At 62.1% G+C, this 20,829-nt stretch carries 22 protein-coding genes, 3 tRNA genes and 1 pseudogene; 12 read left to right on the top strand and 14 right to left on the bottom strand.

Translation table 11 applies throughout. The features are described from left to right. Nucleotides 1-4: 4 nt before the first annotated feature. The 3 genes from IPF76_RS08985 to thyA all read right to left on the bottom strand — a co-directional run bounded on the left by IPF76_RS08985 (nucleotide 5) and on the right by thyA (nucleotide 3,366). On the bottom strand, nucleotides 5-1,009 hold the full coding sequence (locus IPF76_RS08985) for an alpha-ketoacid dehydrogenase subunit beta (protein WP_293842843.1): 1,005 nt from the start codon (nucleotides 1,007-1,009) through the stop codon (nucleotides 5-7). Between the two features lie 32 nt (nucleotides 1,010-1,041). Next, on the bottom strand, nucleotides 1,042-2,337 hold the full coding sequence (locus IPF76_RS08980; RefSeq protein ID WP_293842675.1) for a 3-methyl-2-oxobutanoate dehydrogenase (2-methylpropanoyl-transferring) subunit alpha: 1,296 nt from the start codon (nucleotides 2,335-2,337) through the stop codon (nucleotides 1,042-1,044). Nucleotides 2,338-2,430: 93 nt separating this feature from the next. Next, nucleotides 2,431-3,366 (bottom strand): thymidylate synthase, encoded by a 936-nt coding sequence (gene thyA / locus IPF76_RS08975; protein ID WP_293842673.1) that lies wholly within the window; start codon nucleotides 3,364-3,366, stop codon nucleotides 2,431-2,433. Between the two features lie 129 nt (nucleotides 3,367-3,495). Here thyA and IPF76_RS08970 point away from each other — a divergent pair, with 129 nt between their 5' ends. Both IPF76_RS08970 and IPF76_RS08965 read left to right on the top strand, forming a co-directional pair. Next, nucleotides 3,496-3,897: a JAB domain-containing protein gene (locus IPF76_RS08970; RefSeq protein ID WP_293842670.1), complete on the top strand. Its 402-nt coding sequence runs from the start codon at nucleotides 3,496-3,498 to the stop codon at nucleotides 3,895-3,897. Between the two features lie 146 nt (nucleotides 3,898-4,043). Further along, nucleotides 4,044-4,120 (top strand) — tRNA-Pro (locus tag IPF76_RS08965). A 181-nt stretch (nucleotides 4,121-4,301) separates the two neighbouring features. Here IPF76_RS08965 and IPF76_RS08960 read toward each other — a convergent pair. Continuing rightward, complete coding sequence (locus IPF76_RS08960) at nucleotides 4,302-5,177, bottom strand: N-formylglutamate amidohydrolase (protein WP_293842667.1); 876 nt, start codon at nucleotides 5,175-5,177, stop codon at nucleotides 4,302-4,304. 143 nt (nucleotides 5,178-5,320) lie between these two features. Here IPF76_RS08960 and cpdR point away from each other — a divergent pair, with 143 nt between their 5' ends. Next, nucleotides 5,321-5,698 (top strand): cell cycle two-component system response regulator CpdR, encoded by a 378-nt coding sequence (cpdR, locus tag IPF76_RS08955; protein WP_293842841.1) that lies wholly within the window; start codon nucleotides 5,321-5,323, stop codon nucleotides 5,696-5,698. A 70-nt stretch (nucleotides 5,699-5,768) separates the two neighbouring features. Then, nucleotides 5,769-5,843: transfer RNA gene (locus IPF76_RS08950), tRNA-Val, on the top strand. 43 nt (nucleotides 5,844-5,886) lie between these two features. Here IPF76_RS08950 and IPF76_RS08945 read toward each other — a convergent pair. Beyond that, a complete protein-coding gene (locus IPF76_RS08945; RefSeq protein ID WP_293842664.1) occupies nucleotides 5,887-6,681 on the bottom strand; it encodes an SDR family oxidoreductase in 795 nt (264 codons plus the stop codon). A gap of 91 nt (nucleotides 6,682-6,772) precedes the next feature. Here IPF76_RS08945 and IPF76_RS08940 point away from each other — a divergent pair, with 91 nt between their 5' ends. The 4 genes from IPF76_RS08940 (at nucleotide 6,773) to IPF76_RS08925 (ending at nucleotide 11,704) form a co-directional block, all read left to right on the top strand. Continuing rightward, on the top strand, nucleotides 6,773-7,642 hold the full coding sequence (locus IPF76_RS08940; protein WP_293842661.1) for an alpha/beta hydrolase: 870 nt from the start codon (nucleotides 6,773-6,775) through the stop codon (nucleotides 7,640-7,642). A gap of 45 nt (nucleotides 7,643-7,687) precedes the next feature. Next, a complete protein-coding gene (locus tag IPF76_RS08935; protein ID WP_293842659.1) occupies nucleotides 7,688-8,413 on the top strand; it encodes an energy transducer TonB in 726 nt (241 codons plus the stop codon). A 133-nt stretch (nucleotides 8,414-8,546) separates the two neighbouring features. Then, on the top strand, nucleotides 8,547-10,964 hold the full coding sequence (locus tag IPF76_RS08930) for a TonB-dependent receptor (protein ID WP_293842656.1): 2,418 nt from the start codon (nucleotides 8,547-8,549) through the stop codon (nucleotides 10,962-10,964). Between the two features lie 56 nt (nucleotides 10,965-11,020). Then, on the top strand, nucleotides 11,021-11,704 hold the full coding sequence (locus IPF76_RS08925; protein ID WP_293842653.1) for a Fe2+-dependent dioxygenase: 684 nt from the start codon (nucleotides 11,021-11,023) through the stop codon (nucleotides 11,702-11,704). A 59-nt stretch (nucleotides 11,705-11,763) separates the two neighbouring features. On the opposite strand, the gene IPF76_RS20760 is transcribed toward IPF76_RS08925, so the two are convergent. After that, nucleotides 11,764-12,003 (bottom strand): FAD:protein FMN transferase, encoded by a 240-nt coding sequence (locus tag IPF76_RS20760; RefSeq protein WP_366499388.1) that lies wholly within the window; start codon nucleotides 12,001-12,003, stop codon nucleotides 11,764-11,766. Nucleotides 12,004-12,112: 109 nt separating this feature from the next. Further along, nucleotides 12,113-12,208, bottom strand: a pseudogene (locus IPF76_RS20755) (FAD:protein FMN transferase); the annotation flags it as partial. Between IPF76_RS20755 and IPF76_RS08920 the strand changes: the two are divergent. Then, on the top strand, nucleotides 12,176-12,364 hold the full coding sequence (locus tag IPF76_RS08920) for a hypothetical protein (protein ID WP_293842650.1): 189 nt from the start codon (nucleotides 12,176-12,178) through the stop codon (nucleotides 12,362-12,364). The pseudogene IPF76_RS20755 and the gene IPF76_RS08920 sit on opposite strands and share 33 nt — an antisense overlap. Nucleotides 12,365-12,549: 185 nt before the next feature. Here IPF76_RS08920 and IPF76_RS08915 read toward each other — a convergent pair. Then, nucleotides 12,550-12,641, bottom strand: a tRNA-Ser gene (locus tag IPF76_RS08915). Between the two features lie 242 nt (nucleotides 12,642-12,883). Between IPF76_RS08915 and IPF76_RS08910 the strand changes: the two genes are divergently transcribed. Continuing rightward, the gene (locus IPF76_RS08910) at nucleotides 12,884-13,657 is read left to right on the top strand and encodes a DUF1134 domain-containing protein (RefSeq protein WP_293842647.1); all 774 of its coding nucleotides are present in this window, start codon (nucleotides 12,884-12,886) and stop codon (nucleotides 13,655-13,657) included. 572 nt (nucleotides 13,658-14,229) lie between these two features. Here IPF76_RS08910 and IPF76_RS08905 read toward each other — a convergent pair. From IPF76_RS08905 to petA, 4 genes are read right to left on the bottom strand one after another with little or no spacing between them, the layout of a single operon-like run. After that, nucleotides 14,230-14,784: an adenine phosphoribosyltransferase gene (locus IPF76_RS08905; protein WP_293842839.1), complete on the bottom strand. Its 555-nt coding sequence runs from the start codon at nucleotides 14,782-14,784 to the stop codon at nucleotides 14,230-14,232. A gap of 28 nt (nucleotides 14,785-14,812) precedes the next feature. After that, nucleotides 14,813-15,622 (bottom strand): cytochrome c1, encoded by an 810-nt coding sequence (locus IPF76_RS08900; protein WP_293842644.1) that lies wholly within the window; start codon nucleotides 15,620-15,622, stop codon nucleotides 14,813-14,815. A gap of 31 nt (nucleotides 15,623-15,653) precedes the next feature. Further along, entirely contained in the window at nucleotides 15,654-16,940 is a 1,287-nt protein-coding gene (locus IPF76_RS08895) for a cytochrome b/b6 (RefSeq protein WP_293842641.1), read from the bottom strand. Nucleotides 16,941-16,953: 13 nt separating this feature from the next. After that, a complete protein-coding gene (gene petA, locus IPF76_RS08890; protein ID WP_293842638.1) occupies nucleotides 16,954-17,511 on the bottom strand; it encodes a ubiquinol-cytochrome c reductase iron-sulfur subunit in 558 nt (185 codons plus the stop codon). 222 nt (nucleotides 17,512-17,733) lie between these two features. Here petA and IPF76_RS08885 point away from each other — a divergent pair, with 222 nt between their 5' ends. Together IPF76_RS08885 and hemF are read left to right on the top strand one after the other, a co-directional pair. Beyond that, a complete protein-coding gene (locus IPF76_RS08885) occupies nucleotides 17,734-18,192 on the top strand; it encodes a tRNA (cytidine(34)-2'-O)-methyltransferase (protein ID WP_293842837.1) in 459 nt (152 codons plus the stop codon). Continuing rightward, a complete protein-coding gene (gene hemF / locus IPF76_RS08880; RefSeq protein ID WP_293842635.1) occupies nucleotides 18,189-19,049 on the top strand; it encodes an oxygen-dependent coproporphyrinogen oxidase in 861 nt (286 codons plus the stop codon). The genes IPF76_RS08885 and hemF overlap by 4 nt, the downstream gene beginning before the upstream one ends. Nucleotides 19,050-19,106: 57 nt before the next feature. Here the strand turns inward: hemF and IPF76_RS08875 are convergent, their stop codons facing one another. Together IPF76_RS08875 and IPF76_RS08870 are read right to left on the bottom strand one after the other, a co-directional pair. After that, entirely contained in the window at nucleotides 19,107-19,979 is an 873-nt protein-coding gene (locus IPF76_RS08875; protein ID WP_293842632.1) for a hypothetical protein, read from the bottom strand. Between the two features lie 69 nt (nucleotides 19,980-20,048). Further along, nucleotides 20,049-20,795: a glycerophosphoryl diester phosphodiesterase membrane domain-containing protein gene (locus IPF76_RS08870; protein ID WP_293842628.1), complete on the bottom strand. Its 747-nt coding sequence runs from the start codon at nucleotides 20,793-20,795 to the stop codon at nucleotides 20,049-20,051. Nucleotides 20,796-20,829: the final 34 nt, after the last annotated feature.

The raw sequence follows: 20,829 nt of genomic DNA, 5'->3' as shown, positions 1-20,829 counted from the left end.
GAGGTCAGTCCTTCAAAATCTTGGTCAACGCAGTCGCAATGCGGACCGGGCCGGGGAAATAGGCCCATTCCAGGCTGTGCGGATAGGGGGTGTCGAAGCCGGTGACGCGCTCGACCGGGGCTTCGAGATGGTAAAAGCAGCGTTCCTGCACCAGCGCAGCGAGTTCGGCGCCAAAACCAGAGGTGCGCGTCGCTTCGTGGATCACTAGGCAGCGCCCGGTTTTTTTCACCGACGTCTCGATCGCTTCGATATCGAGCGGCAACAGCGTCCGCAGATCGATGATCTCGGCATCGATGCCCATTTCCTCGACGATCGTCTTGGTGACATGGACCATCGTGCCGTAGGCAAGGATCGTCAGCGCCTCGCCCTCGCGTACCGTCGCCGCCCTACCAAGTTCGATGCGGTAATATTCCTCGGGCACCGCGCTCGCGGCATGTTTCGACCAGGGTTCGACCGGGCGGTCGTAGTAGCCGCTGAACGGGCCGTTATAGATGCGCTTGGGCTCAAGGAAGACCACGGGATCATTGTCCTCGATCGCCGCGATCAACAAGCCTTTCGCGTCGTAAGGGTTAGAAGGAATGACGGTTTTTACGCCGCAAATATGCGTCATGATGCTTTCGGGCGACTGGCTGTGCGTCTGGCCACCGAAAATGCCGCCGCCAAACGGCGTGCGGACCGTCATCGGACAGATGAAATCTGCCGCCGAACGATAGCGCAGCCGCGCCGCCTCACTGACCAGCTGGTCGAGCCCCGGATAGATATAATCGGCGAACTGGATTTCGGGGACCGGGCGCAAGCCGTAAGCGCCCATCCCGACCGCGACCCCGATGATCCCGCATTCGTTGATTGGCGTATCAAAAACGCGCGTTTTGCCATGTTTCTTCTGCAAACCCGCGGTTGCGCGGAATACACCGCCGAAAAAGCCGACATCCTCACCCATTACGACGACCTTGTCGTCGCGGGCGAGCATCACGTCCATCGCGCTGTTGATCGCCTCGATCATATTCATCGTCTTGGTCGCGGTTAGCGTGTCAGCATTCATCATTCGGGCTTCCAGTCGGGGCCGAACTTCGCTTCCTGTTCGGCGAGCATTTGCGTGCATTGTTCCTTAAGGTGCCAGGGCATTTCCTCGAACACATCCTGGAACATCGTTTCGAACGGCTGGTGCATGCCATGTCCCAAAATACCCAGTTTTTCTGATTGCTTCTGGGTCGTCTTTACCAAATCATCGAGTTCGGATCGCTGCGCCTCATGCCGCTCGCCATCCCATTCGCCGAGCGTTTCGAGATGCTGGCGCAGCCGCGCAATCGGGTCGCCGAAAGGCCAGATCGTCGGTTCCGAGGCGGGGCGATAGGCGGTCGGATCGTCCGACGTGCTATGCCCCTCGCTGCGATAGGTGAAATGCTCGATCAGCGTCGGTCCATTGTTGGTGCGCGCCCGGTCGGCGGCCCACTGTGTCGCGGCATAGACCGCGAGTGGATCGTTGCCGTCGATGCGCAGCCCGGCGATGCCATAGCCCACGGCGCGGGCCGCAAAGGTCGTGCGCTCGCCGCCGGCAAAGCCCGAGAAGCTGGAAATCGCCCACTGGTTGTTGACGACGTTGAAAATCACCGGCGCGTTGTACACGGTCGCAAAGGTCAGCGCCGAGTGGAAGTCACCCTCCGCCGACGATCCTTCCCCGCACCAGACGGTGGCGATACGGCTGTCGCCCTTCGAAGCCGACGCCATCGCCCAGCCCACCGCCTGCGGATATTGGGTCGCGAGGTTGCCCGAGACGCTGAAAAACCCATGTTCGGGCGCCGAATACATGATCGGCAGCTGACGCCCCATCAGGTGATCGCCGCGGTTCGAATAGATCTGGTTCATCATCTGGATGAGTGGATAATCGCGCGCGATCAATATGCCTTGCTGGCGGTAGCTCGGAAAACACATGTCGCCACGGTCGAGCGCCATCGTCGAGGCAACCGACGTAGCCTCCTCGCCGGTGCATTTCATGTAAAAGCTGGTCTTCCCCTGGCGCTGGGCGCGGAACATGCGGTCGTCGAAGGCGCGCACGAGCATCATGTAGCGCAGCATCGTGCGGAGGCGTTCGGGGCTCAGCTTCGGATCCCACTGCCCTTTCGCTGCACCGTCGAAATCGAGCACGCGGACCAGCCCGTAACACAGGTCGCGCATCGCATCGGGCTTGGTCGCCTCACCCGGACGCGGGGTCGCATCGACGGCGGGAACTTCGATATCGCCAAAGTCGGGCGTGTCGCCCGGGCGGTAGCGCGGTTCAGGGATATGAAGCGACAGCGGCGGCAGATTACTCGCCGGGCGCCGATCCGATTCAGGCATATCGTCTTCCCAATGCGGCGCGAATCAGCGCCTAGTTATATTTCATCTTCGCGACATATTATTTCGGTCGCTATAGGAATGCAACGCCAGCTATCAGACAGCCACCGGCGCCGCAATATGCGCCTGCGGCGTGTAAGCTTCGACCGCGAAGTCTTCGAAGTTATACCCGAAAATGCTGTCCGGGCGCCGCAATATGCGAAGCTTGGGCGCGCCTTGGGGAATCCGGCCCATCTGCTGTTCGACCAGCTCGGCATGGTTCAGATAGAGATGGACGTCACCACCGGTCCAGACCAGCTCATGGGCATGCAGACCGCACTGTTCGGCAACCATCCGCGTCAGCAGTGCCGCTTCGAAGACATTGAACGCAAAACCGAGCCCAAGATCGCACGAGCGCTGGAACAACAGGCACGACAGCCCGCCATTACTGCGGACATGGAATTGGTAGGTCATGTGACACGGCGGCAGCGCCATGCGATCAAGGTCAGCGACGTTCCAGCCGGTAAATATATGCCGCCGCGATCCCGGATTGGTCTTCAATCCCTCGATCAGCGCCGCAATCTGGTTGTGACCCTGCTCAGCGCGGCGGAATAGACCCTTGCCGGCGGGTTCGTATCGCGGCCAGTTAACCCACTGATGGCCATAGACGGGGCCGAGATCGCCCCATTGCGCCGCAAACGCTTCATCGGCGATGATCCGCGCCTCAAAACCCTCAGCGCTGATCTGCTCGCCCGTCGCCTTGCGATACTTGTCAAGTGGCCAGTCGGTCCAGATTTTCACGCCCTGAGACACCAGCGATCGAATATTGGTGTCGCCGGTCAGGAACCACAGCAATTCGCGGAGCGCGGTTTTCCAATAAACACGCTTGGTTGTCAGCAGCGGGATCGCGTCGTCGTTCAGCGAGAATCGCATCGTTTCGCCGAACAGCGACCGCGTCCCGACCCCGGTGCGGTCGAGGCGCTCGTCGCCCTCGACCCAGATGCGGCGCATCAGGTCAAGATATTGCAGTTCATAATGGATGGACTCAGGCAAGACTCGCTCCCGGTTTGGTCGCTCTTTGCTAGGCCCCGCGCGCCAAGCCGACAAGGGCGCAGCGGGGATGCTGTCACAAAGCGTCCGAAGCGGCGAAGTCACCGATTGGCGATCCCGACCACCGCGCGCATGAGAATCCGTCTTACCCTGATGGCTCCCCTCGACCAAACAGCCCATCCGCCGAATCTGGCCGGCTACATCGCTAGTGAAGCCGAAGAAGACATCGCGCGGCTTCTGTTGCGTCCGCATTTGGCGACTGACCGCGAAACGCTGCTCCTCGCGGGGTTCGATGCCTTTGATCGGCTTGTCCGCCTCGAACGCGTCGGCGGTGACAGCAACGGCCGCTGCATTATCCCTCCGCAATGCTGGAGGAAACTGATGGGCGGCGGCGTTGTGCGTGTCATCATGGCGCATAATCACCCTTCGAATATCGCGCAGCCGAGCGATGCCGACATCGCGCCGACGCGCGAAACCGCAATTTTCCTGCGGACAATTGGCATCGAACTGGTCGACCATCTGATTTTTGTGTAGGGCGGGCATCTAAGCCTTCGAAGTGGCGAATTGCTGTTGCTGCGGCAATCCTGTTGAATGTGCCGATTGGCGCTTGAAGTTCGCCGATTGCGCGTCTAGAGGACCGCCCTGCCTTCGCGGCGACCCCGGTCGGCGCGCAGTTCGGTCGGGGAGTAGCTCAGCCTGGTAGAGCACTGTCTTCGGGAGGCAGGGGCCGGAGGTTCGAATCCTCTCTCCCCGACCAATTTCCTGCATATTGCAGATTCTGCACCGTGACTGCTTGTAAGTTGGCGCACAACATCCTAGATTTGTCCTACGCCGCCATGGTTTTCCCCCTTTCCATCGCGGTGAGTGCCCCGTCACCTTGACGCGGGTGCGTCCTCCCTGGACCCTGGCCACCTCGTACTTCGGTACGGGGTGGTTTTTTATTCGGCAGCCTGCGGCATCGCCGCGGCCCCGGGCCGCGCCTGCGCCAACGCGTTGAGAAGTGCTGCAAACCAGTGCGCCATGCGCGCAACACCCGCCGCATCGGGGCGGCGATCGGACGTCAGGTACAGACTGCGATCAATCTCGATCTGAACCGCGTGAACGCCCTGCGCAGGCCGGCCATGCGCCCGGACGATATGCCCGCCAGCATAGGGCACGTTGCGCGACACCGATTGGGGCAGGCGCTGAACCGATGTGATGATCTGTTCAACCAGCCATTCCCCCGCCGTTACGCCAAAATGATCGCCGACGACGACCCGGGTACCATGCCCCGGCTGGCTCACCGGTACCGGCGGCATCGAATGCAGGTCGATCAGCACCGCGTAACCGAACCGATCAAGTGCCGCCGCCAACGCATCGGCCAAGGCAGCGTGATATGGGCGGTGAAATAATTCTAGCCGCCATTGCAGCGCCGCCTGATCGATCGGTTTTTTCCAAAGCGGCCCGCAGTCCGCCAATCGCGTTGGCACCACGCCGAGCCCTGCCCGTTCCTTGCGGCCCGGCGCTGAAAACTGCGCTCGCAACGACACCGCGACCTCGCCCGGCGCCATTTGCCCCTCACCGCGGTTGCAATCGGCAACCGCGCGCGCCCAAATGCCTTGGATGACGGTGGCGCCGGCGCCGACTGCACCCGCCGCGATAAGGTCGCACCAACTGTCTTCGAGCCGTTGGAGATCAGCCTGCGCGACGCGCGCGGCCGCCAATATTTCAGGCGGATACAGCCGACCCGCATGCGGTATCGACACCACCACCGGGCCGATCAGCGCGGGCCGGTTGACAGCGATGGCGGTAGACGAGAGGGGGCGTGAACGCATGGATCATGCGTGGCAAAAAAAGCGCGCTGAATCCAGCACCGCCAAGTCAATTTGTTAAATCTCTGCCGCTATGGCAAACGTCGCACTTAGGATGCAGCCGACCGGAACCGGCCGTATCGAGGGACCAGGAGACAGATTTCAAGATGATTCGCATTCTTCTGGCCGAAGACGATGATGTGATGCGCGAGTATCTCGCGCGGGCGCTGACCAGCGCCGGTTATCACGTGACCGCTGTCGATCGCGGCACCGCCGCGGTGCCCTATATCGATTCGGGAACCTTTGACCTGCTGCTTTCGGACATCGTGATGCCCGAAATGGACGGAATCGAACTCGCGCAACACACCGCCAAGGTAGCGCCGCAGACGCAAGTGATGTTCATCACCGGCTTTGCCGCCGTCTCGCTCCGCGCTGAAGAAAATGTGCCACAGGCCAAATTGCTGTCGAAACCGTTCCACCTGAAGGATCTCGTCCGGGAGGTCGACAATCTGTTCGGGCGCGCCAACCGGTCGAGCCAACAATAACGACGTTACCGGGCGCGAAGGGCTTGCCAAGCGTGGCCGGGGATATTAGGGGGCCGTCACCCCAAGGGATGGGCGTGTAGCTCAGTGGTAGAGCACTGTGTTGACATCGCAGGGGTCGCAAGTTCAATCCTTGCCACGCCCACCATTAAAAACGCCGCCATCCCTCAGGGTTGGCGGCGTTTTTGCTTTCAGGCCATCCCCTTCGCCACGTCGCCGCGTGACGCATCGCCGATCTGGCTGCCGCCGTCGCAGTCGAGGATCGTGCCGGTGATATAACCCGCCGCCGGCGAACACAGGAACACCGCCGATTCGGCAACCTCTTCGATTTTGCCCCACCGCTTCATCGCGATCCGGTCGTAATGCGACTGACGGGTTTCCGCGTCGGGGGCGAGTCGCTTCATCCCTTCGGTATCGGCGATAGGCCCCGGCGAAATACCGTTCACCCGCACGTCGGGGCCCCATTCAAGCGCGAGCACGCGAATCAACTGGTTGATCCCCGCCTTCGCCGCGCAGGCATGCGCTTGCAGCGCCGACGCGTTGACCGCCTGCCCTGCGGTGATCGCGATGAGCGACGCGCCCGGCCGGTTGAGCAGATCATGGCAGCCGCGAAACACGTTGAAGGTGCCGTTGAGATCGATATCCACCACGGTACGAAACGCATTCGCCGACATGCCAAGCGCGGGCGCCAGGAAATTACCTGCCGCGCCCGAAATGACAATGTCCATCGGACCCAGCTGGTTCGCAACCTGATCCATCACGCCGCGGATCGCCGCATAGTCCCTTACATCGCCCGACAGACCAAGCGCGTCATGGCCGATTTCGGCCGCTGCGCGCGCCGCCTTGTCGGGATCGCGCCCCACCACTGCGACCTTTGCACCGAGCTCCGCAAAACGCTTGGCGATGCCGAGGTTGATGCCGCTGGTGCCGCCAGCGACAAACGCTGTTTTGCCCGCCAGCAGATTTTCGCGGATGTCGTCATGCATCTCTCCCTTGCTTTGCGCTTGGGACGATCCGGGGTTGACGGATCGGAACCAGTCGCCTTTTGAAACGGGAACAGACAGCAAGGACGATCCGATGGCAAGTGCCGGCCCCACCTCGAACAGCTTCGTCTCGCAGCGGCTGAAGCTCCATTATGTCGATTGGGGCAATCGCGGCGCGCCGCCGCTACTGCTCGTCCATGGCGGCCGGGACCATTGCCGCAACTGGGACTGGGTCGCCGAAAAGTTGCGCGATCGGTATCATATCATCGCCCCCGATCTGCGCGGTCATGGCGACAGCGCCTGGTCGCCCGACGGCAATTACGCGATGGACACCTTTGTCTATGACCTCGCTCAGCTGATCCATCAGCAAGATCTTGGCCCGCTCTCGATCGTCGCGCATTCGATGGGGGGCAACATCGCGCTCCGTTACACGGGTCTCTATCCCGAAAATGTTCGCAAGCTCGTCGCGATCGAGGGGCTTGGCCCTTCTCCAAAGGTCATCGCCGAACGCGCCCGGACGGGCTACGCCGAGCGCTTTCGCAAATGGATCGACGACAAAAGACAGGCGGCCGGGCGGACCCCGCGCCGTTATGCGACGCTCGAGGACGCGCTGGCGCGCATGATGAGCGAAAACAGCTATCTGACCGAAGTTCAGGCGCGCCACCTGACCATTCACGGTATCAGCCGCAACGAGGATGGCACATGGAGCTGGAAGTTCGACAATTATCTGAACGTATGGCCCGCCTTCGACATGCCACAGGACGATATCACAGCGCTGTGGAGCGCGATCACCTGCCCGACGCTTCTCCTCTATGGTGCAAACAGCTGGGCCTCGAACCCCGCGGGAGACGGGCGGCTCGTCCATTTCAACAACGCGAAGGTGATCGAGTTCGAAAATGCCGGCCACTGGCTGCACCACGACCAGTTCGACCGGTTCATGTCCACGCTAGACGAATTCCTCTAAACCCGCCTCCGGTTGCGCGCGGCGGCGCGCGATAAGGTGCGACACATGGCCTATACGGGGCAGATTTCGCGGCGACAGAAAGCCTTGTCGGGCGGCGGGGTGCTGATCGCGGTCCTCGCGGTGGGCCTTGGCCTGGCAAGCGGCCTTGATCTGAGGGTCGTACGCACGGTCAGTGAGGCCATCACCGCGATTGCCGTCCCCGCCCCGCCGCCGGTGCGGGAGGATATCGCGCCAGCGAACGCGCCGAGCGACAAGGCCAGCGGCAAGGCGTCGGCCGCCAACAAGCAGGCGAAAGCCGCCGTTGTCACCGCACCGCCGTCAAACCTACCTCCGATCGCGCCGCCGATCGCCGCGGCTCCGCGTCCCGGTGCCGGACATGACGCTTCGGCCGGGGCGACGCCGCATCCCGGCGCGGGGGCCGGCGCGGGTGGCCACGGTGACGGCACCGGCGCCGGCGGTTCGGGTAACGGAAACGGCGGTGGCACAACGGCGGTCTGGCGCAGCGGTACGATCCGCGACCGCGATTATCCGCGCGACGCGAGCCGGGCGAGAGCGGGCGGCGAGGTCGAGGTCCGCTTCACCATCGAGGCGACGGGGCGGGTGCGCGGGTGCCGCGTCACGCGATCGAGCGGCGACGCCTCGCTCGACGAAACGACCTGTCGGCTGATCGAGGAACGCTTTCGCTTCAAACCGGCGACCAATGCCGCCGGCGAGACGATCAGCAGTCCTTATGGCTGGCGGCAGAGCTGGTGGCTGGAGCCGCGGCAATAGCGTAACTTCTCTATCTTCACGCACATACACGATCGATTGCGACAATGATGCGAATAATTCTCAATATACATTGACTCTGCAAACAACTCGCAATAGCGGCGCCCCTAGCCAATCTAAAAACAAGGGGTTTACCGTGACATCATCGACATCGGCCTCGTTCCTCGCGCTATCTTGCGTCGGCAGCCTGATCAGCGCACCGGCGTTCGCGGCGGAAGGCGACGCGGCGCAGGACGCGCCCGGCAGTCGCAACGACATCGTGGTTTCGGGCACGCTCGCGACCGAGGTTGAATCGCCCAAATCGACCGCGCCGATCGTCGATACCCCGCAGACGGTCACTGTCATGTCGCAGGAACAGTTGCGCCAGCAGAATTTGCTGACGCTGCGCGACGCGCTGTCGACGATCCCCGGCATCACCTTTGGCGCAGGCGAAGGCGGCGGCGGTTATGGCGATTCGATCAACCTGCGCGGCTATTCGGCGAACAACGACCTGACCGTCGACGGCGTGCGCGACAGCGCGCAATACAGCCGCACCGACCCCTTCAACCTGCAGCAGATCGAAGTCTACAACGGCGCGAACTCGGTCTTCAACGGGTCGGGCAGCGTCGGCGGCACAATCAACCTGGTCAGCAAGATTCCCTTTGCGCGCAATGCGACGACGGCGCAGGCCGCCATCGGCACCGACAATTATTACCGTGCCGCGATCGACAGCAACTGGCGCGTCAGCGACCTGATCGCAGTGCGTATCAACGCGATGTATCACGAGAATGAGGTCCCCGGCCGCGACGTCGAATCCTATCAGCGCTGGGGCGTCGCCCCGTCGGTCACAATCGGCGTCGATAGCGACACCAGCCTGACGCTCGCCTATATCCATCAGGACGACGACAACACGCCTATCTTTGGCGTGCCCTTCTTTCTGAGCGGCGCGAACGACGGGCCGCTCGCGGGTGTCGACGACAGCGATTATTTCGGCATCGTCAATCTCGACGAACAGAAGACCAAGGTCGACCGCCTGACCGCAACCTTCCGCCACGCGTTCAGCAACACGATCTCGATCCGCAACCTCACCCGCTGGCAACGCGTCCACCAATATAGCCAGACGAGCGCACCGCAGGGCGTATTCTGCCTCGCGAGCGGGCTGCAGCCGATCGGCAGCGGCGCCAGTGCGACCGTCGGCATTGCCTGCCCCACCGGGCAGAATAGCCCCGGTTTCTATTATCCCGCCGGACCGCGCGGCCTGGTCCGCGATCAGGTGAACGACCTGATCCACAACCAGACCGACCTGACGGTGGTGAACGGCGCCAAAGGCGGCCTGTTCAACACGCTCGTCATCGGCGCGTCCTATACACAGGAAGATTATTCGATCGAGAATGCGCAGCTGCTACGCAATATTGGCGGTGCGACGCCCAACCCGGCCCAGCCGCCGATCAGCCTGTCGAACCCGAACACGATCTGGACCGGCCCGGTCGATTATGTCCGCACCGGCAACAACTATGGCGATACGCGCAACCTTGCCATCTACGCGTTCGGCACGCTCGAAATCTCGCCGATGTTCGAAATGAACGCGGGGGTTCGTTATGAAAGCGTGCGGACCGTCTTCCGCGCCGACACCGTTACGACGCCCGCAACCGGCGCGGTCTATACGCGCGGCGCCGACCAGATCAGCGACGAGAATCTCTTCTCCTATCGCTTTGGCGCGGTGTTCCACCCGATCGAGAATGTCAGCCTCTATGCCGCCCACGGCAATGCAAAAACGCCAACCTCCGCCGCCGTTCGCGCAGGCTGCGGCCTGCCGGCGGCACCCGGCGCCGCCGATCCGTGCGCGGTGGCGCCCGAAAAGGCGCGCATTTATGAAATCGGGGCGAAAGCCGAGCTGTTCGGCAAGAAGCTGTTGCTGACCGCAGCGCTGTTCCGCAACGAGCGCAGCGATTTCCGCACCCCGTCGAACGATCCGGCGCAGCCCAACTCGCTGCAGGTGCTCGACGGCCAGTCGCGCGTCGACGGACTGGCGCTGGGTGTCAGCGGCAACGTCACCCCCGAATGGGCAATCTTCGCGAACTATACCTATCTCGACAGCGAAGTGCGGCAGAGCGTCTCCGACTTCTGCCTCGCCACGCCGGGCGCGACGGGCTGTCTCAACAATGCCGCGATCCCCGATCCGCAGCGCGGCGACCGGCTGATCCAGACGCCGAAACATTCGGGCAGCCTGTTTACAACCTATGCCTTCCCGTTCGGACTGCAGGTCGGTTACGGCCTGACCTATCAGGGCAGATTCGCGACCAACCAACGCAATCTGGCTCAGCGGACGCAGTTTCTGGTCGACGATTATCTGATCCACCGCGCTTTCGTGTCGTATGACTTCAAGAACGGCCTAGTGGCGCAGCTCAACGTTAGTAACCTGACAAACGAGGATTATTACACCGGCGTCCGCAACAATGTCGGCGCGGCGACGATTTCGGGCGCCGGCATGGTGGGCGGCGGTGCCGTCAGCGGCGGCTGGGCGACCCCCGGCGATGCGCGCTCGGCGGTGTTCAGCCTCTTCTACAACTTCTGATCAACCGGGCGGGTACAGCGATTGCCGTTCCCGCCCTTTTCGGCCAAAAAGTCGACATGATCCGTATCATTCCCGATGTGCTCGATGCCGACGGCGTCGCAAAGCTCCGCTCGATCGTCGATGCCGCCGACTGGATCGACGGCAACGAGACGTCAGGCCCACAAGCAGCGCTCGCCAAACGCAACCAGCAGCTTCCCGAATTCGGCGAAGCGGCGGCGGAGGCGGGGCGTTTAGTGCTCGATGCGCTGGGCCGCAGCCCACTGTTCATTGCCGCGGCGCTGCCGCTCAAAATCTATCCGCCCTATTTCAACCGCTATGCGGGCGGCGAGAATTTCGGCGACCATATCGACAATGCAATCCGTATGCGCCGCGGCAGCGATTTCCGGATCCGGAGCGACCTGTCGGCGACGCTCTTCCTCGCCCACCCCGACAGCTATGACGGCGGCGGGCTGGTCGTTGAAGGCTTTAGCGAAGCGCCCGGCCTGAAGCTGCCCGCCGGGCATATGGTCCTATACCCGTCGACGACCGTTCACCGCGTCGAACCGGTGACGTCGGGCGCGCGCGTCGCAAGCTTCATGTGGATCCAATCGATGGTGCGCGATCAGGGGCAGCGCAACCTGCTGTTCGATCTCGACATGGGCGTACAGGGCGCCGCGGCGGCGCTCGGCCAGGGCGACGCGTCGGTCCTGCGCCTGACCGGTGTCTATCACAATCTGTTGCGGCGCTGGGCCGACAGCTAGGGTCAGGACCCTAGCCAGCGTGTCGGGCCACGCGCGCGAGATATGTTCGCGGTCACCCGTCACAACGCACACCGCGAGCCGTTCGGCATCGGCATCTTTGGCTCCCGCACCGTCATAGCAGTCGCCCAGCTGTCGGCGCTTATGAGATCACGGTGGACCGCCGTAACCGACGACACGCCATTGACGATAGGGCAGCCCGTCGCCGGATCGAAGCCTTGCGAATAATGCCGGCCGTCCGCGCTGAAACCGCGGCGATAATTGCCCGAGCAACCGACAGGTCGTGGAGCGCGATCCGCCATGGCGGGATCGACGAGGTCGGCGGCATTTCGACATTGACCCCCTGCGCTGGCTGTCGGGGAGAATCCCCTCGCAGCGCAGCTCGCCGCCCAATTCGAGCAAGAAATGGCGTATGCCATGGGCCAGCAGCCATTTAGCCACAAGGTCGACGTCATAGCACTTGGCAATGCCGGAATGATCGAGCGCGGCGCCCTCGCCGCGCCGGATGCGCCGGGCGGCCGGATCGAAATCGATCGCGCGCTCCACAACGGGACGATCTTCGGGGACTTGATCGACCGGTCCGGCGCTGCCGAAGCCCGGGGTTTTCGTCGAGTCGAGGCAGAGCGGCGGATGTTTGAAATAGAAGCGGTCGTTCCTGCCTGATTGCCAAAGGCCAGGGATTGGGTGGGTGCATCGTCAACAGGAAGGATGCGCGGAAATTGTCGCGAACGGTTCGCAATTGCAATAATTGTTACAGCACTGAGGCGATCTATGACGCGCGGCGTAGAAGCCGAACAGCATGCCACCACAGGCGCCCCGAGGGGCTGGGCTATCGATCGGAAGAAAATTGGCGGAGACGGAGGGATTCGAACCCTCGGTGCCGCATTCACAGCACGACGGTTTAGCAAACCGTTGGTTTCAGCCACTCACCCACGTCTCCGCATGGCCTGTCGCGCTAACGACAGTTGGCCTAGGCGGGTCGCTATAGCCATGCACTTCGCGCCCCGCAACGCCTAAGATTGCGCTAGATTTCGCAGCAACCCGGCATTTTGTCGCGCAATCGATTCGGTCCGGCGCAAATTCGACTCGGGTCATCGCCGGTTCATTGCCCGCCGCGCAAACCGAGTCATGATTAACGCCGGTTTCGGTGCGCACGCGCCGTTCGAATTTTGGGGGTCAGACATGCGAAAAACATTCACCAGCTTTGCCTTGGCGGCCATGGCCTCGCTTGGCCTTGCGCTTTCGCCGGTTCCCGCTTCGGCGCAGATGCGCGAGATCGATCCGAACACGACGATCGATTCCGATCTCGACAACCCCGCCTCGCCCCCGCCGGTATCGAGCAATTCCACCGACGAAGTCATCAACTACGACAGCGACCTGGCCACCGGTGACCAGCAGACAAGCGCGGCTCCCGCCGATGGCACCGCGACCCCCAGCGACATGACGACAACCACCGTCATCACCGAGGATACCGCCACTTACAAGCAGGACGACCTGATCGGCGCAGCCGAGGGTGTGTTTGGCAAGGGTGCGCAAGGGCTGGCAGGTCTGATCGAGGATATTCTCAAGAAACAGGGCGAGCCCAACGCCTATATCGTCGGCCGCGAAGCGGGCGGTGCGCTGGTACTCGGCGTACGCTATGGCTCGGGCACGCTGCACCACAAGATTGAGGGCGAACTGCCCGCCTACTGGACCGGTCCGTCGATCGGCTTCGATGCCGGCGCCAATGCCGGCAATACCTTCGTCCTTGTTTATAACCTGTTCGACAGCGAAGAGCTCTACAAGCGCTATCCCGCCGGCGAAGGCGCCGCCTATCTGCTCGGCGGTTTCAACGCCAGCTACCTGCGCCGCGGCGACGTCGTCTTGATCCCGATCCGCGTCGGCGTCGGCGCGCGATTGGGCGCCAACGTCGGCTATATGAAGTTTCGCAAGAAGCAGAATTGGGTGCCGTTCTGACGGTTCCGCGCGGTTGATCGACACGAAAGCCCGAGCTTCGGCGCGGGCTTTCAAGTTGCGGCGGGATTGGCCGTGATTTCTGCAAAGGACCACTTCGTGCCGTTCCAGCGTAGTCCAGCTTGCGTGGAAGCAGCCGTTGGGGCAGCTTCCTGGAATGGACGACAATCACTGGATATGGCCTGACCGTCGCGATCTTTACCACGCGTGCGCCGCCTTTGCTGACCCTGCGGCGTCAGACGACCGCGTGGGCGAAGCTGCGGATGCGTTGCTTAATGATCTTGAGGTTTAATGACCCGCGTCAGGGTCATGGCTCATGGCTGTTCCCCGACGAGTTCAGGATAGCTGATGATCTCGCAACAAAGCTCCATTCGGCAACCGCCGACGAGCCAATGGAAGACTGGGGGAAGGTTCTGCTTCGGCACCCGCTGTGGCGCGATATTCGTTCGGACGCGCAAGAACTGCACGGACTGATCCGACGGAATGGCCAAGGCTCACCAAACAACGTCCGCTAAAGCCTCGCGCTGCGCAAAAGCGGTCTTTCGCTTATCCACCCCAAACAGAAGTCCTCGCCCTCAATCTCCGTCGAACGCAATCAACGTCTCACACCGCAGCCCAGCCGCTGCCAGCCGCTGGGAACCGCCAAGATCGGGGAGGTCGATGACGAACAGTGCCGCTGCCACCTCGGCCCCGACACTGCGCATCAGCGTCGCCGCCGCAAGGATTGTCCCGCCCGTTGCGAGCAAATCGTCGACCAGCACGACACGATGCCCCGGCAGCACCGCACCTTCGTGCAGTTCCAGCCGGTCGGTGCCATATTCGAGTTCATAATCGACCCCGATCGTCACGCCGGGCAGCTTGCCAGCCTTACGCACCGGGACAAGCCCAAGCCCCATCGCGGTCGCCATCGCCGCGCCGAACAGGAAACCCCGCGCCTCGACCGCCACGATGAAATGGGGGCGGTGGACGGAGGCGAGCGCGCTGAGCCGGCGCACGCTTTCGGAAAAACCGGCTGCATCGCCGATCAGCGTTGTAACGTCGCGAAACTGGATGCCCAGCTTGGGAAAGTCGGGGATGGTGCGAACCAGCGACGTCAGGTCGAGGTCGGGTTGAGGCGGCAGGGCGATCATGCGGTCATAATCGCCCTGCGCCAATCGCTCAATGCTTCTTGTCGGCCCAGATATTGCGGTACGACAGATAGGCGAGCACCGTGAAGATCAGCAGGAAGAAGAAAGTCGCCCAGCCGACCTGCACGCGCGTTACCAATTTCGGCTCGGCGGTCCAGACGAGGAATGCGGATACATCCTTTGCCATTTGGTCAACGCTCGCCTTGGTGCCGTCGGCATAGGTCACCTGATTATCCGACAGCGGTTTGGCCATCGCGAGGTTCAGGTTGGCGAAATAGGGGTTGTAATGCAGCCCGGTGCTGGGCCTCAGTTCTGCGGGCAAGTTCGCCGGCGGGTTCTGATAGCCGGTCAGCAGCGAATAGACATAGTTCTTGCCGCCTTCGCGCGCCTTGGTGATCAGCGAGAGATCCGGCGGCAACGCGTTGTTGTTCGCCGCGCGCGCCGCGACTTCGTTGAGATAAGGCGCCGGGAAGTGATCCGACGGCGCGCCATCACGCGTTGCGACTTCGCCCGTGTCGGGGTTGATCGACGGAACCTGGAAGCCCTTGGCAAAGGTCTTCACCTGGCCTTCGGTATAACCCAGATCCTCGATATTGCGGAACGCAACGAGGTTCAGGCTGTGGCAGGCCGAGCAGACCTCCTTGTACACCTGCATCCCACGCTGCAGCTGCGCCTTGTCCCAGTGGGGGACCAGGCCGTCGCTCGCCAGCTTCAGATGGCGCGGATGTTTGTGGAACGAAAGGGCGACATTTTCTTCATTACTAAGCGGTGTCGTAAAGATCGCGAGCACCAGCGCAGTAATGAAACCGAGGCCGACGAGAAATCCGAGCGGGCGAACCATGGCTGTATCAGCTCCTGTTAAAGTCTGGCGCTCAGGCCGCTGCCGGACCCGACGCGGTGTCGGGGGCATGTTTGGCAAGAACCGCTTCGGTGATCGAATTCGGCATCGGCAGCGGGCGTTCGATCCGCGAGACGATGGGCAGGATCACCAGGAAGTGGGCGAAATAATAGATCGCGCCGATCTGGCTGAGGATCACCCATGGCTGTTCGGCAGGCTGCATGCCGCACCAGCCAAGCAGGAACACGTCGACGACGAGGATCCAGAAGAAGATGCGGTAGAGCGGACGATAGGTCGACGACTTGACCGGCGAGCTATCCAGCCAGGGCAGGAAGAACAGCAGCGCGATCGACGCGAACATTGCGATGACGCCCCACAGCTTTGCATCGATCCACAGGAAGTTGAAGGTGAAGGCCTTCAAAATCGCGTAGAAGGGCAGGAAATACCATTCGGGAACGATATGCGCTGGCGTCGACAGCGAGTTGGCCGGGATATAATTGTCGGGGTGGCCCAGCAGGTTCGGGCTGAAGAAGGTCAGCGCGACGAACACCAGCAGGAAGATGCCCAATCCGAAGCCGTCCTTCGCGGTGTAATAGGGGTGGAAGGGAACGGTGTCCTGTTCGTCCTTCACCTCGATACCGGTCGGGTTGTTCGACCCCGGAATGTGCAGCGCCCAGATGTGCAGGATGATCACGCCCAGGATCACGAACGGCAGCAGATAGTGCAGCGAGAAGAAGCGGTTGAGCGTCGCATTGTCGGGGACAAAGCCGCCGAGCAGCCACTGGCGCACCGGCTCGCCAACCAGCGGGATCGCCGAGAAGAAGCCGGTAATCACCTGCGCGCCCCAGAAGCTCATCTGGCCCCACGGCAGGACATAGCCCATGAAGGCGGTCGCCATCATCAGCAGGAAGATCACGACGCCGAGCAGCCACACCATTTCGCGCGGTGCCTTGTACGAACCGTAATACAGGCCGCGAAAAATGTGCAGATAAACGACGATGAAAAACATGCTCGCGCCGTTCATATGCGCGTAGCGGATGAACCAGCCGGCATTCACGTCGCGCATGATATGCTCGACCGAATTGAACGCGACACCGGCATTGGCGGCGTAATGCATCGCCAGCACGATCCCGGTGATGATCTGGATCATCAGCGCGGCCCCGGCGAGGACGCCGAAGTTCCAGAAATAGTTGAGGTTGCGCGGGACGGGATAGCCAGGTCCGGTGGCGTTATATACCAGGCGCGGAATCGGAAGCTTCTCGTCCATCCACTTCATCAGTGGATGCGTTGGCTCATAGGGTTTGGCCCAGGGAAAGCTCATCTTATCTCGCTCCTCAGCCGATCGTCACGACGGTGTCGCTGGTGAATTCATAGGGCGGCACGACCAGATTCTTGGGTGCCGGCCCTTTGCGGATGCGCGCCGCGGTGTCGTAATGCGAACCGTGGCATGGGCAGAAATAGCCGCCAAAATCGCCGCGGCTCTCACCCTCGGCGGCGCCGAGGGGAACGCAGCCCAAATGGGTGCAGACGCCCAGCGTGATCAGCCAGTTTTCCTTGCCGGCCTTGGTGCGCTGGTCGATCGTTTCCGGGTCGCGCAGATCACCAAGCGGCACGGCTTTGGCCTCGGCGATTTCCTTTGCCACCAGATTGCGAACAAACACCGGCTGCTTGCGCCAGCTCGTCTTGATCGCCTGGCCGGGCTGGATCGCCGAAATGTCGATTTCGGTCGTCGACAGCGCGAGAACGTCGGCCGACGGATTCATCTGGTTAACGAGCGGCAGCACCACCGCCACCGCGCCAACCCCGGCAAAACTCACGGCCGCAATATTGATAAAGTCGCGGCGCCGCACGCCATCTTCGATGCCGGCATTGAGTTCGGATTCACTGGCCATTCGACTGCCCTTGCATGGGTGAACTGACAAAGTTCTCGGAAAGTCGGGTCGCCCTGCAGCGCGCACACGAAAGGACGCGCCCCGGCGGCCCCTCCGGGAATTGCGGGCCTGATAGCCGCACATCCGGAGCTTGCCAACAGGCAATTTCCGCTTCTGGCACCCGGTCCTCACACAGGAGCAAAGCCCCTCGATTCCCGCCCCGCTCCTCGCTATGGCGATATGATGGAAATCGCCCTGTTTCAGCCGGATATCGCCGGCAACGTCGGCACGACGCTGCGTACCGCCGCCTGTTTCGGCGTAGCCGCGCATATTATCGAGCCGTGCGGTTTTCCCTTCTCCGACGGCGCGCTGAAACGTGCCGGGATGGACTATGCGGTGCGCGCCAATGTCCGTCGGCACGCCGACTGGAACAGCTTTCGCGACTGGAGCATAGCGGCTGAGCAGAGACTCGTCCTGCTGACCACAGCGGGCGCGACGCCCCTGCCCGACTTCGCCTTTGCGCCCGAAGACGTCCTGCTGCTCGGCGCCGAATCCTCGGGGGTGCCACCTTCTGTCCATGATGCCGTAGCGGCGCGGGTCGCAATTCCGATGCAGGCCGGCTTTCGCTCCTTGAATGTCGCGGTCGCGGCTGGCATCGCGCTCGCCGAGGCGCTCAGGCAAACGAAAGGCTTTCCGGCATGATCTCGCTCGATCCGCAACAACAGAAATCGCGTAGCTGGTTCGAATCGCTGCGCGACCGCATTTGCGCCGAATTCGAAGCGATCGAGGTCGAGGCCGGCAGCGACGCGCGCTTTGCTTATACGCCGTGGGACCGCGAGGCCGAGGGGCTGGTCGTCGGCGAGGGCGGCGGCGGCGTCCGCGGGGTGATGACCGGCAAAATATTCGAAAAGGTCGGCGTGAATGTCTCGACCGTCGGCGGCCAGTTCGCACCCGATTTTGCCGCATCGATCCACGGCGCCGGCGAAGACCCCAGCTTTTTCGCCACCGGCATCAGCCTCGTTGCGCATATGGCGAACCCGCATGTCCCGGCGGTGCATATGAACACGCGCTTCCTGGTCACGACCAAGCGCTGGTTCGGCGGCGGCGCAGATCTCAATCCGCCGATTCCCTATCAGGAGGACACCGACGCGTTCCACGCGCGGCTCCGCGCCGCCTGCACGCCCTTTGGTCCCGACGTTTATGAACGCTATGCCAAATGGGCCGAGGATTATTTCTATATCCCCCACCGCGGCGTCCACCGCGGCGTTGGCGGCATTTTCTATGATCACCTCGAGTGCGGAGACGATGCCGAGTTCGATCGCAATTTTCAGCTGACTCAGGCGGTCGGCGAGGCGTTCCTCGACGTCTTTCCGCAAATCGTGCGGCGCCGGATGAACCAGCCCTTCACCGAAGCCGACCGCGAGGAGCAGTTGATCTGGCGCGGCCGCTATGCCGAATTCAACCTGGTTTATGACCGCGGCACCCTGTTCGGGCTCAAGACCGGCGGCAACATCGACGCGATCCTGATGAGTCTGCCGCCGCTCGCCAAATGGAGCTGAGACAGATTGAGGGCGCCCCGTTTCCGGAGCGCCCTCATTCGGTCTTAATTTACGCGATCAGGCGAAAACGTCTCCCGACGCGCGCGGCGCAATCGCACGGTAGATGCCCACTGGCATCGAGAATGAAAACATCATGATCGGCAGATAGACGACCGCCGCCATCACGATCATCGTCACGACCGCGCCGACCGCCGAACCACCAAGGATCGCGCCGAGGATGCCACCAAAGATCATGCTGGCGACGAAAATATAGGCGAACAACGCCAGCGTGAAGAGCAGGTAGAACCCGACAATCTTCCACTGCGACGCCCCGGTGATCCGCCAAGATTCGGCGAAGCCGGTGACCGGATTGCGCGTCAGGCGATCGGCCATCACCGGGCCCGCCACCGAAAAGCGCGCCTGCACCCACAGCATCAGCACCAGCACGGCGATATAGAGGATGACCATCACAAAAATCGCGCCGCCGCCGATCGCGCCCGAAGCCAGTGCATCGGGTGACATCGACCCCATGCCGCCCAGTGCAGCCCCAAAGATCAGGCCAAGGATCAGCATGATCACAATGATCACGATGTACGCCGCGATCATCACGACAAACATACCGAAAGCAAAGGCCGGACCGGCCTGAAACGCCCAGGCGAAATTGGGGGCCTCGCCGGGATGCATTCCGCCCCGCCAGATCAGCATGCAGACACCGTAAAGAATGACCGAGGCGATCAGGGCAAACAGGAAAATCTTTCCGAGCGCGCCGAACGCCGCCGACGGATCGCCGGGTGACATCGCCATCGCGGTAAAAGTCGAACCAAGGAACAGAAAGCCAAGCAACCCGACGACGACCAAGGCGCCGCCAACCCACAACAGCATCTGCATCCAATTGGCCTTCAGAAACGCAAAGGTTTCCGAAAAGGCCGCTCCTATGCTCATCTTTATCATGTCACTTCCCCCTGTTGTTAAACCCCATTCCCCAAATCGGTTATCCTAAATCTGACGCGGCAATGCCGATCACTGAAACACATCGGGCATCGTTGGTGTAGCGAGCTGGCGATACGCTGCCGCCGAGATGGCGACCGACACCAGGCTACCAAGCGCGCCGAAACCGGCCTCGATAACACCGCCCAGCATCCGGCCAATCCCATCGTCGGTCCCGGCGACCAATCCGACCACCAGTCCGACAATCATTGCCGCGATAAAGATCACGATGGTCACAAGAAACAGGAAGAAAAAGATCGCCCAGCCATTGTTCCGCGTCAATTCCCAGCTGGTTTTCAGCGCTTCGAAGGGATTATACAGGCTGCGATCCGCGACGCTCGGTGCCGCGAGCGTCAAACGCCCGACAAGATAGAGGCCGGGAATGATCAGCAGGATCAGCCCCACGCCGATCGCCAGACCCGACAGCAATTGCACTGCGAACAGGGTCGGAAAGAACATCAGCCCAAAGGTCAGCGCCTCGCCAACGCTGATCCCGCTCCGCGCCAGCCAGAGCCGCAGAATCGCCGCCGATCCGACGATGGTAGCCAGCGCCACGATGATCTGGCCCGGAATCATCTGCCGGAATGTCTGCTGAAGCGCCGCCATCGACTGTTCTACGCTCGCACCCGCGGGCGGTTCGATCGGCACCGGGCCGAACCAGGCCACCGCAAGCGCGGGCAGGAAAAAAAACACCCCGGCGATCGTACCGATCAAAGCGGTGTGCGATTTCAGCAACTGGACGCTGTCGTCCCACGCCGCGCCCATGTCGAATTTTACCATTGATACCCCGTCATTTTCTGATGTCCCGATTATC

The organism is Sphingopyxis sp. (assembly GCF_016704835.1).
In the GTDB taxonomy this organism is placed as follows: Bacteria; Pseudomonadota; Alphaproteobacteria; order Sphingomonadales; family Sphingomonadaceae; genus Sphingopyxis.
The sequence above is the reverse complement of the archived record's forward strand: the minus strand, read 5'-3'. Positions and strand labels throughout refer to the sequence as shown.